The sequence below is a fragment of the Streptomyces sp. NPDC051133 genome (assembly GCF_040682635.1).
Classification (GTDB): Bacteria; Actinomycetota; Actinomycetes; order Streptomycetales; family Streptomycetaceae; genus Streptomyces.
Genome location: NZ_JBFBBK010000053.1, coordinates 1 through 14,866 on the forward strand (window position 1 = coordinate 1; position 14,866 = coordinate 14,866).

The 14,866-nt window shown below is 66.6% G+C and carries 19 protein-coding genes; 14 read left to right on the forward strand and 5 right to left on the reverse strand.

The window, feature by feature from the left end; genetic code table 11:
• The 9 genes from AB0N17_RS36540 to AB0N17_RS36580 all read left to right on the forward strand — a co-directional run.
• Nucleotides 1-877: hypothetical protein (locus AB0N17_RS36540; protein WP_366015940.1), on the forward strand; the 877-nt coding region annotated here is incomplete at its 5' end.
• 4 nt (nt 878-881) lie between these two features.
• Nucleotides 882-1,601 carry a hypothetical protein gene (locus tag AB0N17_RS36545; RefSeq protein WP_366015941.1) on the forward strand — a complete coding sequence of 240 codons (720 nt, stop codon included), beginning with the start codon at nt 882-884 and terminating at the stop codon, nt 1,599-1,601.
• Nucleotides 1,602-1,723: 122 nt separating this feature from the next.
• Entirely contained in the window at nt 1,724-1,966 is a 243-nt protein-coding gene (locus tag AB0N17_RS36550) for a hypothetical protein (protein WP_366015942.1), read from the forward strand.
• 33 nt (nt 1,967-1,999) lie between these two features.
• Nucleotides 2,000-2,266: a hypothetical protein gene (locus tag AB0N17_RS36555; RefSeq protein WP_366015943.1), complete on the forward strand. Its 267-nt coding sequence runs from the start codon at nt 2,000-2,002 to the stop codon at nt 2,264-2,266.
• A 17-nt stretch (nt 2,267-2,283) separates the two neighbouring features.
• Complete coding sequence (locus AB0N17_RS36560; protein ID WP_366015944.1) at nt 2,284-2,475, forward strand: hypothetical protein; 192 nt, start codon at nt 2,284-2,286, stop codon at nt 2,473-2,475.
• A 205-nt stretch (nt 2,476-2,680) separates the two neighbouring features.
• Entirely contained in the window at nt 2,681-2,959 is a 279-nt protein-coding gene (locus AB0N17_RS36565; protein ID WP_366015945.1) for a hypothetical protein, read from the forward strand.
• Entirely contained in the window at nt 2,956-3,276 is a 321-nt protein-coding gene (locus AB0N17_RS36570) for a VRR-NUC domain-containing protein (protein ID WP_366015946.1), read from the forward strand. The genes AB0N17_RS36565 and AB0N17_RS36570 overlap by 4 nt, the downstream gene beginning before the upstream one ends.
• A 158-nt stretch (nt 3,277-3,434) precedes the next feature.
• Entirely contained in the window at nt 3,435-3,665 is a 231-nt protein-coding gene (locus AB0N17_RS36575) for a hypothetical protein (protein ID WP_366015947.1), read from the forward strand.
• A 302-nt stretch (nt 3,666-3,967) separates the two neighbouring features.
• The gene (locus AB0N17_RS36580) at nt 3,968-4,627 is read left to right on the forward strand and encodes a poly-gamma-glutamate hydrolase family protein (RefSeq protein WP_366015948.1); all 660 of its coding nucleotides are present in this window, start codon (nt 3,968-3,970) and stop codon (nt 4,625-4,627) included.
• Nucleotides 4,628-4,679: 52 nt separating this feature from the next.
• Here the strand turns inward: AB0N17_RS36580 and AB0N17_RS36585 are convergent, their stop codons facing one another.
• The 4 genes from AB0N17_RS36585 to aroQ form a co-directional block, all read right to left on the reverse strand.
• The gene (locus tag AB0N17_RS36585; protein WP_366015949.1) at nt 4,680-5,315 is read right to left on the reverse strand and encodes a hypothetical protein; all 636 of its coding nucleotides are present in this window, start codon (nt 5,313-5,315) and stop codon (nt 4,680-4,682) included.
• A gap of 143 nt (nt 5,316-5,458) precedes the next feature.
• Nucleotides 5,459-6,307: an HNH endonuclease signature motif containing protein gene (locus tag AB0N17_RS36590; protein WP_366015950.1), complete on the reverse strand. Its 849-nt coding sequence runs from the start codon at nt 6,305-6,307 to the stop codon at nt 5,459-5,461.
• A complete protein-coding gene (locus tag AB0N17_RS36595; protein ID WP_366015951.1) occupies nt 6,307-7,866 on the reverse strand; it encodes an AAA family ATPase in 1,560 nt (519 codons plus the stop codon). The genes AB0N17_RS36590 and AB0N17_RS36595 overlap by 1 nt, the downstream gene beginning before the upstream one ends.
• 223 nt (nt 7,867-8,089) lie before the next feature.
• On the reverse strand, nt 8,090-8,563 hold the full coding sequence (gene aroQ, locus AB0N17_RS36600) for a type II 3-dehydroquinate dehydratase (RefSeq protein ID WP_366015952.1): 474 nt from the start codon (nt 8,561-8,563) through the stop codon (nt 8,090-8,092).
• Nucleotides 8,564-8,862: 299 nt separating this feature from the next.
• Here aroQ and AB0N17_RS36605 point away from each other — a divergent pair, with 299 nt between their 5' ends.
• Genes AB0N17_RS36605 through AB0N17_RS36615 form a run of 3 tightly spaced genes read left to right on the forward strand, consistent with a single transcriptional unit; the run spans nt 8,863 to nt 11,499 of the window.
• The gene (locus AB0N17_RS36605) at nt 8,863-9,528 is read left to right on the forward strand and encodes a ParB/RepB/Spo0J family partition protein (RefSeq protein ID WP_366015953.1); all 666 of its coding nucleotides are present in this window, start codon (nt 8,863-8,865) and stop codon (nt 9,526-9,528) included.
• Complete coding sequence (locus AB0N17_RS36610; RefSeq protein ID WP_366015954.1) at nt 9,525-10,964, forward strand: ParB N-terminal domain-containing protein; 1,440 nt, start codon at nt 9,525-9,527, stop codon at nt 10,962-10,964. Before AB0N17_RS36605 ends, AB0N17_RS36610 begins: the two co-directional genes overlap by 4 nt.
• 4 nt (nt 10,965-10,968) lie before the next feature.
• Complete coding sequence (locus AB0N17_RS36615) at nt 10,969-11,499, forward strand: hypothetical protein (RefSeq protein WP_366015955.1); 531 nt, start codon at nt 10,969-10,971, stop codon at nt 11,497-11,499.
• Between the two features lie 94 nt (nt 11,500-11,593).
• Here the strand turns inward: AB0N17_RS36615 and AB0N17_RS36620 are convergent, their stop codons facing one another.
• The gene (locus AB0N17_RS36620; protein ID WP_366015956.1) at nt 11,594-12,325 is read right to left on the reverse strand and encodes an endonuclease domain-containing protein; all 732 of its coding nucleotides are present in this window, start codon (nt 12,323-12,325) and stop codon (nt 11,594-11,596) included.
• A gap of 299 nt (nt 12,326-12,624) precedes the next feature.
• On the opposite strand from AB0N17_RS36620, the gene AB0N17_RS36625 reads away from it, so the two are divergent.
• The gene (locus AB0N17_RS36625) at nt 12,625-13,176 is read left to right on the forward strand and encodes a hypothetical protein (protein WP_366015958.1); all 552 of its coding nucleotides are present in this window, start codon (nt 12,625-12,627) and stop codon (nt 13,174-13,176) included.
• A gap of 94 nt (nt 13,177-13,270) precedes the next feature.
• Nucleotides 13,271-14,701 (forward strand): terminase family protein, encoded by a 1,431-nt coding sequence (locus tag AB0N17_RS36630; protein WP_366015959.1) that lies wholly within the window; start codon nt 13,271-13,273, stop codon nt 14,699-14,701.
• The last annotated feature ends 165 nt before the right edge of the window (nt 14,702-14,866 follow it).

The following is a 14,866-nucleotide window of genomic DNA, read 5'->3' on the forward strand; positions in this document are numbered from 1 at the left end:
CATGCCGATCTACCTGCCTGAGCCAGCACCGACACGACCCGCCGACGGCAAGGGCTTCAACCGTCTCAGCCTGAACGCCCACATCTCGGCGGGCGGCGCACAGTGCGCCCTGATACCCACCTCGTACCCGACGCTCTTCGAGAGCTACGACACCCGCCGCGCTCGGTGGGGCGGCTTCGGACCCTGCATTCAGCGCAAGCCGGACTGCGAGACCTGCCCGGTCCTGACCGAACTGGACACCTCCACCGAGCAGATCACCTTCAACAGCCCGCGCGTCCTGGTCCGTATCGAGACGACCGTCAACCCGGACGCCGGGTTCAACGCCACGCCTGTCACCGCGCTCTGGATGACCGACCAGCCAGAAGACCCGCAGTACCGCAGCAACGGACAGAAATGGACCTGGCGGCGCATCCTGCACGTCAAGGGCTGGGAGCTCGGCCGCCGGCACCGGGACGAGCTCGGTGAAGGGTTCTGGCTTCACCGCACCGCGCATGCGGCCCCGCCGCACGTCGAGGTCCGCACCAAGGCCCGCCAGACCTCCATTCGTCACGCCTTCGTCGTGAACGGTACGCGGGCAGCCCTCCTCACCTGCTACAGCCGATGCCGCCACGACGAGGCACTGCTCAACTCGGTCGGCCACCACACCCCAGAGCGCGCCGACGACGACGCGACGGCACTGGGCTGGTCGCAACTTCGCCTCCCGCAGGACCACAGCCGTGGCCGGCAGCTGAACCTCCAGCTGAACAGGGGCGCGTGCAGCGTCACCTTGACGGAGGGCGGAGAGGTCCTCGCCCGCCTGGAGTTCAGCGGATCATCCTGGACGGCCGGGCAGATCCAGAACGCGGCCGCCGCTCTGACCGCGCACACAGGGACCTGACACCGTGGCGACGTACACCCCGCCGCGGCCGTTCCTCCTGCCGGACGCCCACCTGCCGAACTCGGCCTCCACACCGTGGACATGCCGAACCTGCACCGGCACCTGGCCGTGCGATACAGCCGAGCCGTACCTCACCGCAGGCCGATGCCAGTGCGGCTCGCCGACGTACTGGGAGAAGAGCAAGCCGCGCCGATGGCACACCGGCCCCCGCTGCTACAGCCACGCCGACCAGATGGCTGCGCTCGCCGAAGAACTGCACCAGCACCACCAGGCGCACCCGCACTACCCGCCGTCCCGACCGGCCCCGCCGAAACGCAGGCGCCGCCAGCGCCCTCCGTACGCGCACACGCCGAGCGGGCCCGGCGACATCCGGCCGGGCGCCTGGTTGTGGGTCAAACCCGGTGGCCTGCACCCGGCCTGGGGCGACATTCACCGCCTGGCGATGCTCACGTACCTGGACAGGCCGTACTGCGAGGTGTGGCTGGACGACACCACCGTCCACCGCGTCAGACCGCACCTGCTGATCCTGGAGCGCACGCCCGTCGTGAACGCGGCCCGAGCGGCAGGCGCCACCTCCCTGGTGTGCGGTAGCGGCCCTTCACCGAGGCCGCTCCTCCCCCAGTGGCGGTGGCTCGACTGGACGCTCACCGAGCACATAGAGCATCTCGACGCCGATCCCGAGCCGCAGGCAGAGCCCGTGCAGAAGTGCCTGTTCACCGCATAACGCGGTGACGGGGCGTGTCGGAGATCACTGGCGGGGAGTGGACTCCCCCACCATAGATAGTAGAATTAACTCAAGAGGTGAGGGGGTAACCCACACCGGCCCAACCAGCAAAGGAGAAGCGAATGTTCGCCGCTCCGGCAATCATCGACGCGATGACCGTCACCGGCACCCACGCCCCGGAATGTGGCGAATGCGAGGGCCGGGGCACCGTCACCTACCTGCACGGGCCGTACGAGCGCAACCGCGAGTGCGACACCTGTCACGGGACCGGCCGATGCCTGCCCTGCCCCGCCTGCAGCGACGGCACCAGCCCCGGCACGGGCGACACCTGCCCCGTCTGCGAAGGCTTCGCAGTCCTCGCCTGACCAAAAATAGGCCACTACCCAAATGGAGATTTAGTGATCCTCGGAGACTCACTCACCGCGGAAGCCCTGGTCGCAAGCAGCAAGACCAACGCGACCATCAGCCCCAGCGGCACAATCCGCCTCGCCATCACCCTGCACGACGGCACCATCCAGCACTTCGAGCACCCGCCCGCCGGCACCTGCACGGACTGGCGGGTCGCCGAACTCGAAGCCCCCGACTCAGGCTTCACCTTCGACGAACCCGTTACCGAACAGTGGGGCCACGCACTCACCCTCATCGCCCGCAACTCCCTTACCTGACCAGCCAGGAGAACGGCATGGAAGACTTCGAGAAGCACACCGGCGTGACACTCGCCCGACCGACCCCCAAGGGCATGCTCCGGCCCTTCGGTGAAGTGCACGGACACGCCACCGACCCCATCAGCGGCCAGAGGCTCGTGATGGTGCAGTGGCCCGGCGCACCCAAGCCCCTCCCGTACGAGCCCGACGAACTCGCCATCGTCGACTGACCCAGAAATAGGCCAGTGCACATCTTCGTGTTAGGTTCTGAGTGATGTCAGGCCCTGGCACGGCCCGACCATCCACCCACACCTCCGGACGGGCAGCGACCCCCCGCGCCCCGCCCGCCCGGAACGGCTCGTCAGATACGAGCCACCCCTCCGGCCGGGACCCGCACCCCCCTGCGGGTCCCGGCCAACCCATGGAGCAACCAACATGCCTGCCCTGAACAATCACCACGACATCCAGCACACGAGCCACGACGACGCCCTGTACGAGGCCCTCGTCCTGGAGCGATACGGCCGCTCCCTGCAGGAGATCCTTTGGGAGGAAACGAAGCGCCCGCTGCCTGAACTCCTCAAGGAACGCCACCGCCGCCCCGCGCTCCCGGCCACACCCGCCGTCCGGCGCCAGCCGCGACCGGACCCGGACGCCGCCGCGCACCTCGCCGCCCTCCTGGAGGCCGATGTCCCGCGCCGCAGGCGGGCCGCGTGACCGAGGAACAGTTCCGCCGGCATGTCCGCAAGATCGCAGCCCTCCGCGGCTGGACACTCACATACCACACGCACAACTCGCAGCGCAGTGACGCCGGATGGCCAGACGAGGTCTACGGACACCCCAAGACCAAACGCATCATCTTCGCCGAGTTCAAGTCCGACACCGGACGCATACGCCCCGCTCAACGCGACTGGCTCAAGCACCTCGCCGCCTGTGGCCTCGAAGCCGCACTGTGGCGGCCCAAAGACCTCGACCACATCGTGAACGTCCTCGCCCCCGACGGCCCCCGCGCCCAACTCCCCGACAACTTCTGACAAAGGAAGCAGACCCCGTGCGCGATCGCACCAAGCAGCACTCCGAGATCCCTCCGCTACCCGGAGCCACGTGGTGCAACTCCTGCGACAGTTGGTTCAACCCCATCACCAACACCTGCCGCTGCAACAACCGCTGACCACCCCAGGGAACATCCGCCATGAATTACTCTGCTCGCGCGACCAACCACACGACAGCACCCTCCGAGCCCCTCGGCCCGAACCGCGAGCAGAGCACCCCCACGCCAGACACCGGCACCGAGATGGTCCTCGCCGAAGTCGCCCGCCTGGCCAACGAGCTGTGCGAACACCTCTCCGACAGCCAGTGGCGCACAGCAGCCCGCATCCGGGAACTCGCCGAAGCCGCCCTGCCGACCGCCGGAGACCGCTGAATGCACGCCCGCTTCGAACCCCTGCCTGCCCCAACCCGCAGCCAGGAGGCGTACGACACCGCCCAGGCCCTCCGCGAACACCCGGACGAGTGGGCGCACATCGAGAACCTCGGCAACCTGAACCGGGCCACCAACCTCGCGTACCGCATCCGGACCGGCCGCCACAGCGCCTTCCGCCCCGCCGGCGCATTCGACGCCACCGCCCGCCTCGCCGACGACGGCACCGCCAGCGTCTACGCCTGCTACATCAGCACCCCCCGGCAGCAACCTCCGCCAGCGCCACCACCTCCGGAGCCAACACCATGGACAGCGTCCTGCTCAACGGAGCAGACCTCACCGCAGCCCACGACACGTACGACGACTTCGCCGAACTCGCAGCCCACGAAACCGAAGGAGTCGACTGGACCAGAGAGCTGCGCCCCGCCCCAGGCTCCGACCTGGCCCACATAGCCATCCACGGCGGAGGCATCGAAGTCGGCACCACCGAGGCTGCGAACGCTGCCGCAGGAGACAGCCACAACTACTACTCGTTCCGCGGCAGGAAAAAGACCTCCACTAACCGAGTCCTGCACATCACCTCAAGCCACTTCGACGAGCCCCGCTGCGTCGCCCTGCAGAACAGCATGGTGCGCACCGTGTCCTGGCACGGATTCCACAGCACCACCAAGATCACCGAAGTCGGAGGTCTCGATGAGCAGTTCAAGCTGTGGGTCAAACGATCACTTCAGCACGCGGGCTTCACCGTCATCGACGCCGCCGCCGAGCGCGCAGGACGCAACCCGACGAACATCTGCAACCGAAACCTCTCCGGGTACGGCGTCCAGCTAGAGCTGTCGACCGCGCAGCGAGCAGCCTTCTTCCGCGACGGCGACACGAGCGCCGCCAACCGGCAGCACACCACAGAGGAATTCAGCCGCTACATCGAAGCCGTACAGGTCGCCTACCGGCGGCTTCGCGCCTGACCTGTCCGGGGATCACGCCGGACGCCCGAGAGATCCACGGAGCGAACTCCAGTCAGCGACTCGCGACGGGAGGACGCCCGGGAATGTAGCCCTTCCACTCGGACCGCTCGATGATCCCCTCCCATTCACTGCGCGGCGTGGCCGCTGGCGGAGGGACATCAGTGAACCCGGTCGCCCACAAGGCGCCGGCCGGGACTTCGAGGAGCGGCGTGAAGGGCACCTGAAGCCCGTTCGATTCGGTGGGCGGATCGAAGTGCCACCCCCAGTCGCGGTCGAACAGAAACCCTCCGAAGCTCACACGGCCGTCGCGGCCCGACGCGCAGGCCCCCATGGTCTCGAAGTCCACCCACGGCATCACGAGGTAGGGCCACGTCTTATCGGCCGTCGCAGGGCCCCACACCTCGACCGCCGCCTTGGACGTACGGGTGGTGGCCACCACCAGGCCACTCAGGACGGCCGCGCTCGGGGCTTCCTTCCCCAGCTCAGTAACGTCCACGTCGACGTCCAGCCACTCCTCGGGATGGTCGTCCGCCTGGTCGATTCCCCACCGCTCGGCGACCTGCTGCCGCGAGTCGGGCTCGGTCTCCACCGCGATCTTCATGTCGGCCAGCACCAGCGGGCCGCGGTCGATCAGATGGCGGCGGTCGTCCAGCGGGGTCAGCCGGATCACCTCTCCGACGAAGTCCACGATTGTGCTCCCCCCTTCGGCTCTCGGATCTTTTCGTGTGCCTTCTGCCCGGCACCCCGTTGGACAGCCTGCCCACCCCGCACACTGTTCACCCAGCACGCGCGCCCGTCGAGCACGCCACCGGTTAGCAGTACGCGGAAGCATCAGAACTGAGCAAATCCGCCGTTGATGTACCAGGAGTTTCCGGCCAGCGCCTGGTACAGCGCCTTCCGCCAGTGGTTGAGGCCGCCGGCGTCCTTGTCCATGGCGACGCTGTGCTCCATCTTCGCCAGGTACGTGGCTCTCCCGGCAGCATCAAGGATGCGCAGGAAGCCTCGGATGTTGCTCATCTCCCGGCCTCCGTTCGCCCCGTACAGCTCTGCCAGCTGGAACGTTTGAAAGTGGTGGACGATACGGGCCGCGAGGACGCTGTCCGCATCCCCTGGGGGAGATATGGAGTACGTGATCTCGGGCGGGCGGCTCTCGCTCTCGTTGAGACGGGCAAAGAGCCACTGCTGGTCGGTTACGTCGTCGTAGTAGGGGTGCAGGGTCTGTTCTGCGGCCGACTTCGGCACGTCCTCGCCTTTGAGCCGATTGCAGTGCCCGCATGCCGGCACCAGGTTGGTCGGCACCACCGAGAGCAGCGGGAACTTCTTCTTCGGCAGCTGATGGTCGAGGGTTGCGACATCTCGGATCCCGCACAGGGGACAGATCTTGTGCCGGACCCTCTTCAGCAGGGTGTAGAACTCGTTTCCCGCTGAGTCCTCCGGCACCATGCGGCTCGTGTACGTGTTGGTGAGCTGCGTGCGGTCAGCCGCGTCAGTCGGCTTCTTCGCGAGCTCCTGCAGCTCGTGCAGCTTGGCAGCCTCGGCCGCGGCCTCGAACTCATCCGCCGCGTCGACAACAGCCTGCTCCAACGCTTCCAGCCGGGTCCTGTGCCTGGGCAGGGCCATACCGATGCACGTGCGGTAGACGGTTCGGGTGGACAGGTTCGGTACGGACAGAGGGCGCATCAGGTGCGGTCCTCCGGATCCGGCCCCAGGCCCCCTTGCGTGTCTCGTACGGAGATGAGTGCCATCACGATGGCTTTGGCTTCACCGCCGAGCTGGCCGCCGAAGCGGTCGAGCACCGCCTCATAGGAGAGGTTCTTCCGAACGACGTCCTTCAGATAGCGGTGGTAGCCCGAGTCGGTGACTTCCAGGCTGAAGACTTCGTGGGTCAGGATGCCGACGTTCTCCCCGAACGTTTCGATGACGGGGCGTTCGGCGACGAGGTCGCTGCCGTACCGGTGGATCTTCCACACGCAGGACGCTGGGACTTCCTGGAGCACAACAGGTGAGTGTGTAGCAACCACGGCGAGTCCGTTGCGTTCGCTGAGCAGATCGGACAGTGCGCGGATGAAGGCGGCCAGCAGTGGCGGGTGCAGGTGCGATTCGGGTTCGTCGATGACGACGAGGGTGCGTTCGGTGACGTGCTCGACGAGCCTGGTCAAGGTCAGCAGAACGGCCTTGTGGCCGGAGCTGAGGGATGCGAACAGGCCGCGTGCCTTGCGCCGCCGGCTGTCGGCGCTTTGGGTTCTGAGGAAGCTCTCGAGCCAGTCCTCCGCGATGAAGCCGCTGCCGGCGTACTGCAGGGTCCGCAGTGCCTTCGTCCACCGTTCGGCGCGGACGCCAGTGAGGCAGGCCTCCACACTCTCGGCGAAGTCGTCGGTCAGTCGCTTCGGAGTCTTGATCCGCGGCGTCTTGCTGCCCGTACTGCTGGGGATCTTCAGCCCGACGTAGGCGTAGCGTTCGATCGCTACGTCTGCGTGGTCGATGAGGGGGAACTCGTCGAAGGCGCTGAAGGTGACGCTGACTAGGTTCGCGAAGGTGTCCCGGCCTTCGTCGCCGATGATGCGCCCCACCTCTTGGCTGGTGGCGTCCTGGTGGACGATGCAGCGGGTGAGGCTGTTGAGGAGGAACGACTTGCCGACGCTGTTGCGGCCGATCAATACGTGAATGTTCGTCGGAGGCAGCGATTCCGGCCTGACCGCGAACGACAGTCGGACGGGTTTCGGTCCGCTCCCTGCTGGAACGGGTGGCTCGTACGCTACTTGGAACCCTCGCACGCGTTCGCCGCTGCCCTGGGCGATGCGGCGGAACTGTCGCTCGACCGCGGCGCCCTTCAGGAAGCGCATCAAGGACCGCTGCGTTACCGGTTCCGGTTTGGCCCGACGGTAGATCGCCTCGTCGAACGCCATGTCTCGAAGCGCGGAGAGCACCACTTGCCGGATCTGGCTGCCTTGCCCGAGCTCCTGCAGCCGCATGTAGTAGCTGTCGTCCTGCCCGAGCGAGAAGAACGTGTCGTCGAGGTACTCGAAGGTGTCGGGGACCTGGACCGCGGAGTGCGGCTCCATCCCGAACGTGCCGATCTTGACTTCGCCGATGTCGTGCCGCTCACCGTGCCGGTCGTAGACGGCGAGATGGAACATGGTGACGAACCCCTGGTCGTCCCACCGCTCCCTGATCAGCACCGCCTGCGAGCGTGCGTCTCTGGGTTCCTGCCTGCCCCGTTCCACCACGGTGAAGCGCACGCGTGCTCCCTCCCCTGACTGTGCCGTTCGCGCGCAGCGCCTGAGATACGGCCCCCACACTCGGTGGTGCTGCTGGGGCCAGAGTAATCACGCAGGCAGAGCCCTCGCCTTCCCGCTCACCAGCTGACCCGCCTGTGCTGCACGAACGGACACGCCAATCGATTCTTGGAGCACGTCAACGTTAGTGAGCCTGCTCCTTGATCACCTACTAGGCCCGCAGGAGCTAGGCGTCAGCTTGAGCCGCCCCCACGAGGGAAGCGACCCGCTCCACGCCGAACACGTAGCCCTGCACCCCGCAGCCCGCGATCACACCGTCGGCGCGCAGCGAGACGTACGAGTGGTGTCGGAATGACTCCCGCTGGTGGATGTTGGAGATGTGCACCTCCAGCACGGGCATGCCGTCGCAGGTGTTGAGTGCGTCCAGAATCGCGACCGAGGTGTGGGAGTAGGCGCCGGGGTTGATGACGATCCCGCAGTGGTGGAGCCGGGCCTCGTGGATCCAGTCGACCAGCTCGCCCTCGTGGTTGGACTGCCGGAAGTCCACCATGCCGCCGTGCGCTGCCGCTGCTTTGGCGCACATCGCCTCGACGTCGGCGAGCGTGTCCTTGCCGTAGATCTCGGGCTGGCGCTGGCCGAGGAGGTTCAGGTTGGGCCCGTTGAGGATCATGATCGGGGCGTTGGCCAGGGTGCGGGGCACGGTTCCTCCGGTCCGTTCAGGGTGGCGCGTCTGCGACCGCTTGCGCGGATCCGGTCTATCACGGCGCAGGTGTGAGGGTTGCGTGCGCCGTTCACCTCGACGTGCGCGGCGCTCGGTGATCGCCTCCGCCCGCCCCCATAGCCCTCGATCACTGTGGATAGTTGAGACGGTGTGCACGATGTAGGGCTGCAAGATCCCCTTCTACGCCGCGGATCACGGCAGCCTCGCTCGCCGGGACCGCGATCGAGTTCTACGACTTCTTCGTCTAGGCTCGATGCTGGGCGTGGGGCTGGAGCCGCATGTCCACCGCCTCTCGTATACCGGCCTCGCTCGCAGACCTGGCCGTCCCGGTCGACGAGCTTGCCCCCTATCACCGCAACCCGCGCACCGGTGACCTGGACTCGATCACCGAGTCTCTGACGACGCATGGCCAGTACCGGCCGATCGTCGTCAACCGCGGCACGCTGACGGGCCGTCCCAACGAGGTCCTGGCTGGAAACCACACCTACAAGGCGGCCAAGCAGCTCGGCTGGGACAAGATCGCGGTCACCTGGCTCGACGTCGATGACTCAGCCGCAGCAAAGATCGTCATCGTCGACAACCGCACCAGCGATCTCGCCGGGTACGACACGGTGCTCCTCGCGGACATCCTCACCGAACTCCCCGACCTCCAAGGCACCGGCTACGACCAAGAGCAGCTCGACCAGCTCCTGGACGAGACGGCGCTCCCGGCCCCCATCGAGCTCCCTACGGACGGGGCAGATACCGGGGCCGCGGCGACGGTGGACTACCTGCAGTGGGGGTACATGCAGTGGTCGTCCACCCGTGTGCGGATCACACAGGCCGAAGTCGAGTTGCTCGACGCGCTGTACAAGCAGTTCGTCGGCGACCATGACTCCGACCTCGGGTTCGGCTGGCACGTCCTCAACGAGGAGCACCGTGCCGATGAGGGAGCGGTCGCGTGAACCCGCTCGACGTTCGCTTCGACCCCGCCTACCCGCTGTCCAAGCTTCGGCCCGCGGACTACAACCCGCGTCGCCTGTCCGAGGAGTCGTTCGTCCGACTGCAGGGCTCGCTACGCCGCCACGGTGTCGTGAAGCCCGTGATCCTTAATGCCGACGGGACGCTGGTCGCGGGCCACCAGAGGACCAAAGGCTTGAAGGCGATCGGCGAGACGACGACGCCGGCGATGATCCTGCCGCAGAAAGTGCGGCTGCAGGACGAGATCAAGTTCAACCTCCTGCACAACCGGGTCGAGACCGAGTCGTCCGTGGTGTACGCGGAGCCGGGGCCGATCGGACAGTGGTGCTGGATTCCGTGGCAGACCATCGAAGTTGAGGCATCGAAGAACCTGCCGTTCCAGCAGGCGATCGGGTTCATGACCGCTGCCCACGGACCTTGGGGGTCGGTGGTCATCGACGACCAGGGCCGCATCGTGCTGAACGCCGAGTACGCGGCCGTCGCCAAGGCCCAACGATTCGACATCCTCGCCTGGACCTGTGCCTCCTTCGATGCCGGCCAGCTCGTTGAGGACCTCACTGGCGAGTACGGCGTCTACGACTGGACAGGCCTTGAAGAGCAAGCGCCGGTGTGGAACCAGCACATCGTGCAGCCGAACCGGCTGCGAGAGCACTCCTCGAAGGCCAAGGCGGACAAGGTTCGCTACAAGTCCGAAGTGTGGGAGCGCCTCGTACTACCGTGGCTGACCACCTCCCACCGGGTGGTGGACTTCGGCGCCGGGCACGGCGACTACGCCCGGCACCTCCGCGACAAGGGCTACAAGATCCACGACTACGAGCCCTATCGCACCCTGAAGGGCAAGTACGCCGTCGACATCCGCACCATCGTCGGCCAGATCCGCAGCATCGAACGCGACTTGAAGGACAATGGCCTCTACGAGGTGGTGGTCCTCGACTCGGTCATCAACGCCACCACATCCCTCGACTACCAGCACTGGGTGCTCACCACCGTCAACGCGCTCTGCGCAGCGGACGGTCAAGTCTGCATCGGCACACGCAACTTGGAGCGGGAGCTGGCGTACGAGAACTCCGAGCACTCCATCAGCCGCGACTCCACCCGACTGTCCTTCCTCGACAGCGAGAACGTCGACATGCGGTTCGTACGCGGCAAGTGGCAGCGGATCCGCTACCACACGCCCGAGTCCCTCCTCGGTCTGCTGTATCGCTACTTCGAGGACGTACAGATCAGCGACACCACCAGGGCCACCGTCAAGGCCGTCTGCAAGCGCCCCCGAGTCCTGACGATCGAGGAATACCACCAGGCATTTTCAGAGGAATTCAATATGCCCTACCCCAACGAATTTCGACACAACAAGCACGGCGAAATTCGGGATATTTTGATAGAATTGATCAAGGATAGGAATTCCAAGCTGGAGGGGTAGGGGAATGTACTTGAAGGCGGACTCGGGCGGAGTCCGCATAGATATCGAAGCCAGGGCCAGCTACCGCATCATGTGGCTGGCCGGCATCCGTGAACTCGACCTGACACAACACTGCCTCAAGACGTTCGGGGAATCCGACCGACCACACATCAACACCCGTCAACGCCGGCAGACACTTCACCTACCTGCGGCGAACCCGCCAGTCGCCTGGTACCTGTGTGCGCTACCGATCCCCTGGGACTGGTCCCGCAACGCGCACTTGGCGTTCGAGCATGCTCCCGGCGAGACCTGGGAGGGGAGCGCCCTCGTTCCTGGCCTCGGAGTTCGACTGGCCAACGCTCGCCCCATCCTCGGATGGGGCGAGCACTCCATTCCGCTCGACGCCACCGGGAGGAGCTCCAGGCTGTACCGGACCTGCAGGAACTGGCAGTTCGCGTGGTGGCTGCGCCGCAACCGCGACATCCCCGACGCACCTCCACCGCCTGAAGGTGATGGAGACGAGAACGACGGCCCGGAGCAACTGATGTTCGCCTGATCGGTGGCGTGAGCCAGCTGCGTTCTCGGGTGCTCACCGGCCAACTGGTGAGCACCCGAGGACGATCAATAACCAAAGGAGGTGTCGAACCATTTCAACGATCGACCCGTCTCCACAAAGGAGCTGACCCGCGGCGCGGAAGCCCACGCGGCTCGTTTCGCATATCCAATACCTGACCGGAAGCCAGAGTGCCGGTCATACTCTGTGCCCGAGCAGCGCGAGTAGGAGCAAAAACTACGGCCCCCGGCGGAGGATCACCCACCAAATGCATCACCTGGTCGTGACAGGCGCCATCCTGACGGAGACGACCCACGCATTCGAACGCGACCAGTTCACTTCGGCCAATGTCGCCCATTCCTGGACTCCGACGCTCGTATTCTTCCATTGCACGCTCCATGGATGCTGGATCCGATGGATCGTCAAGCAGGATGAGGTCGCTGATCCCGGGGCACCACGCGGAAGGAATGCTCACGTAGCCGAGGTGGCGATCACATCGATAGGAATACTCTCGATCGCCTGAGCGGTAGGGAAGCGTCAGACGGATGATTGCCGTGGGTGGCCGACTTCGGTAGGAGGCGAACGGCTCCTCCACGGGGCCCTTCATGCCCTCCATCGTGTTACAGGTGGAGCACAGCAAGCCCCGCACGAGCCCCGTAACGTGGTCATGGTCCACTACGCACGCGATGGGACGTCGCCCGCATAACGCGCACCGGCCACGCTGCCATGCGATCAGCTTCCCCAGCGACGGCAATTTCGGGTCCAGCCCAGTCGGCAACTTCCATCCGTGGCATGACGGTTCGGGGGACATGGGTGCGACATGAGGCATCCGCTACGTCTATCAGCCGTCGCTGACAGCGGCGTCTACCCCGCCATTGCCGCAGGTCGGCACGATGCGCCCCAACGGTTCCGTTCACCGGTCCGAAATGCACCTTGCCTGTGTGCGGCAGCAACCCCCCTCCTCCGGCGCGCCCGTTGAGCCCGTGAGCCTGCGGCCCCCAGACGATTCACGGGGCCTCTACCCACCCGAGGGCCTATCACCCGTCGATTGGAAAACCTGCAGGTCAGCACGGTTCGCGGTTGAGTCAGGGATCATGGACATAGGCGCGGGGCCCAGGGAGTTGTGTCATGGGCCGCCCCAACCGCGCCACCCGGGCTGCCATCACCCAGCGCCGCGCCGACGCGATCGACCTCAAGCTCGCCGGCGTCGACTGGCTGACCATCGGCCGCAAACTGGCCGCCGACCCGGCCATCAACTCTGACGGTGTCGCATACCCGCAGGGGTACGGCATCGACAAGTACAAACGCGGGCTGGAGCCTCCCACCGACAAACGGCTGATCGAGCTCGCCTGCAAGGACGTCTCCAAGGCCCTCGTCGAGCGCACCACCGCCCTGGACACCAACACCGATGAGTTGCGTCAGCTCATGGTGGAGCGACTCGAGCGACTCTTCTTCGGCGTCTACCGCGCCGCGATCCGCAACGGCGACTACCAGGCCGTGGACCGTGCGGTACGGATCATCGAGCGCAGCAGCCGCCTCCTCGGCCTGGACCGACCTGCCCGCACCGAACTGTCCGGCCCGGACGGCGCCGCGGTCCAGGTGGAGACTGCGGGCCTGGACGAGCTGGAGCGGCTGATCGCCCTTGCCGGGGGCGATGCGGGCGAGGATGGCAAGGGCTGACGAGGCCGCGGTCCTCCAGCTCTACCGGTCGCTCCCCGCACAGCGACGCCGTGAGATAGCCGCAGCCTCGACTCCTGAACTGCGGGCTCGGCTTGTGCGGGTCGAGCGCGAGCTGGCGATGGACCGTTCGCCGGGCGCGATGGCCTCGGTGCTGACCGACGGCCGGGAGATGCAGGCCCCCCACCTGGGGCTGATCGACGCTGCCTTTGAGCAGGTCGCGGCCGGGAAGCCGACTCGGCTGCTGCTGACCATGCCGCCCCGGCACGGCAAGAGCCGCAGGGCAGCCCGCTGGGCGCCACTCTGGTATCTGCGGCGGCGCCCAGAGCACCGGGTGATGATCGCCTCGTACTCCTCCGACCTCGCGGACGATCACGGTCGGTGGATCCGCGACGCGATCCTCACGTACGGTCCGCAGCTCGGCGTTAGCCTGCGCCCCGGCTCCAGCGCGGCGAACCGTTTCGACCTGGCCGGCACCGAGGGCGGCGCGGTCATGGCCGGTGTCGGCGGCGGCCTCACCGGCAAGGGCGCCCACCTGGCCGTGGTGGACGACCCGATCAAGGACGCCCAGGAGGCGTCCTCGCCCACGATGCGCAAGCGCCTGTGGGAGTGGTGGCAGGCCGTCCTCCTGACCCGCATCGAGCCGGGCGGCTCGGTGATCCTGATTCAAACGCGCTGGGACGAGGACGACCTCGCCGGCCGTGTACTGGCAGATGAGGGCGACCGGTGGACGGTCATTGACCTTCCCGCTCTCGCCCTGTCCGAGGACGACGCCCTCAACCGTGCAATCGGTGCACCGCTGTGGCCTGAGCGGTATGACGCCGACGCACTCGCCGAGATCCGCCGCTCGGTCGGCGAGCGGGTGTGGTGGTCGCTGTACATGCAGCAGCCGCGCCCGCAGGACGGCGGCGTGTGGCAGTGGCCGTGGATCACCGAGAACCGGACCAGCGCAGCACAGCTGCGCGGCATCGACCTGGCCCGAATCGTCGTCGCTGTCGACCCGGCTGGCGGAGAGTCCGCTGTCGGTGACGAGACGGGCATCGTCGCAGCAGCGTCCGATCGCGATGGACACCTTTACGTCCTGGACGACCGCTCGGGAAATCGCGGCGCGGACGCATGGGGCCGCGAAGCATGCTTGCTGGCCATCGAGTTGCGGGCCGACGCCATCGTGGTCGAGTCCAACTTCGGCGGCGATATGAGTACGCAGATCCTCCACCAGGCATGGCAGGGCCTGCAGCGTGAACAGCGTACGGAGGGCATGCTGATGCCCGCGGTACTGCCGGTGACTGCCAAGCAGGGCAAGCGACTTCGAGCAGAGCCGATCGCCCAGCTCTACGAGCAGGGCCGCGTGCACCATGTCGGTGAGTGGCCTGCACTGGAGCAGCAGATGGTGACGTGGGTCGCCGGCATGGACTCGCCGGACCGCATGGACGCCGCCGTCCACGCCCTCACGCAACTCGCCGCCCCCAGCGAGACCGGTAGCACTCTGACCCCGTACGGCGACAATCGCCTGTCGGGTCGACGATGAGCACAACGAGGTCGCATTGGGGAGTTCACGCCAGCACCCACCGCGGGCAGCAGGTTCTGGGCGAGCACCACCGCCCACTGCTGGAAGAGCTCCGCAACGTCCTCGATACTGAGGCGGGTCTGGAGGAAGACCGCACCACGGACGATCCGAACGACGCAGGTCCTC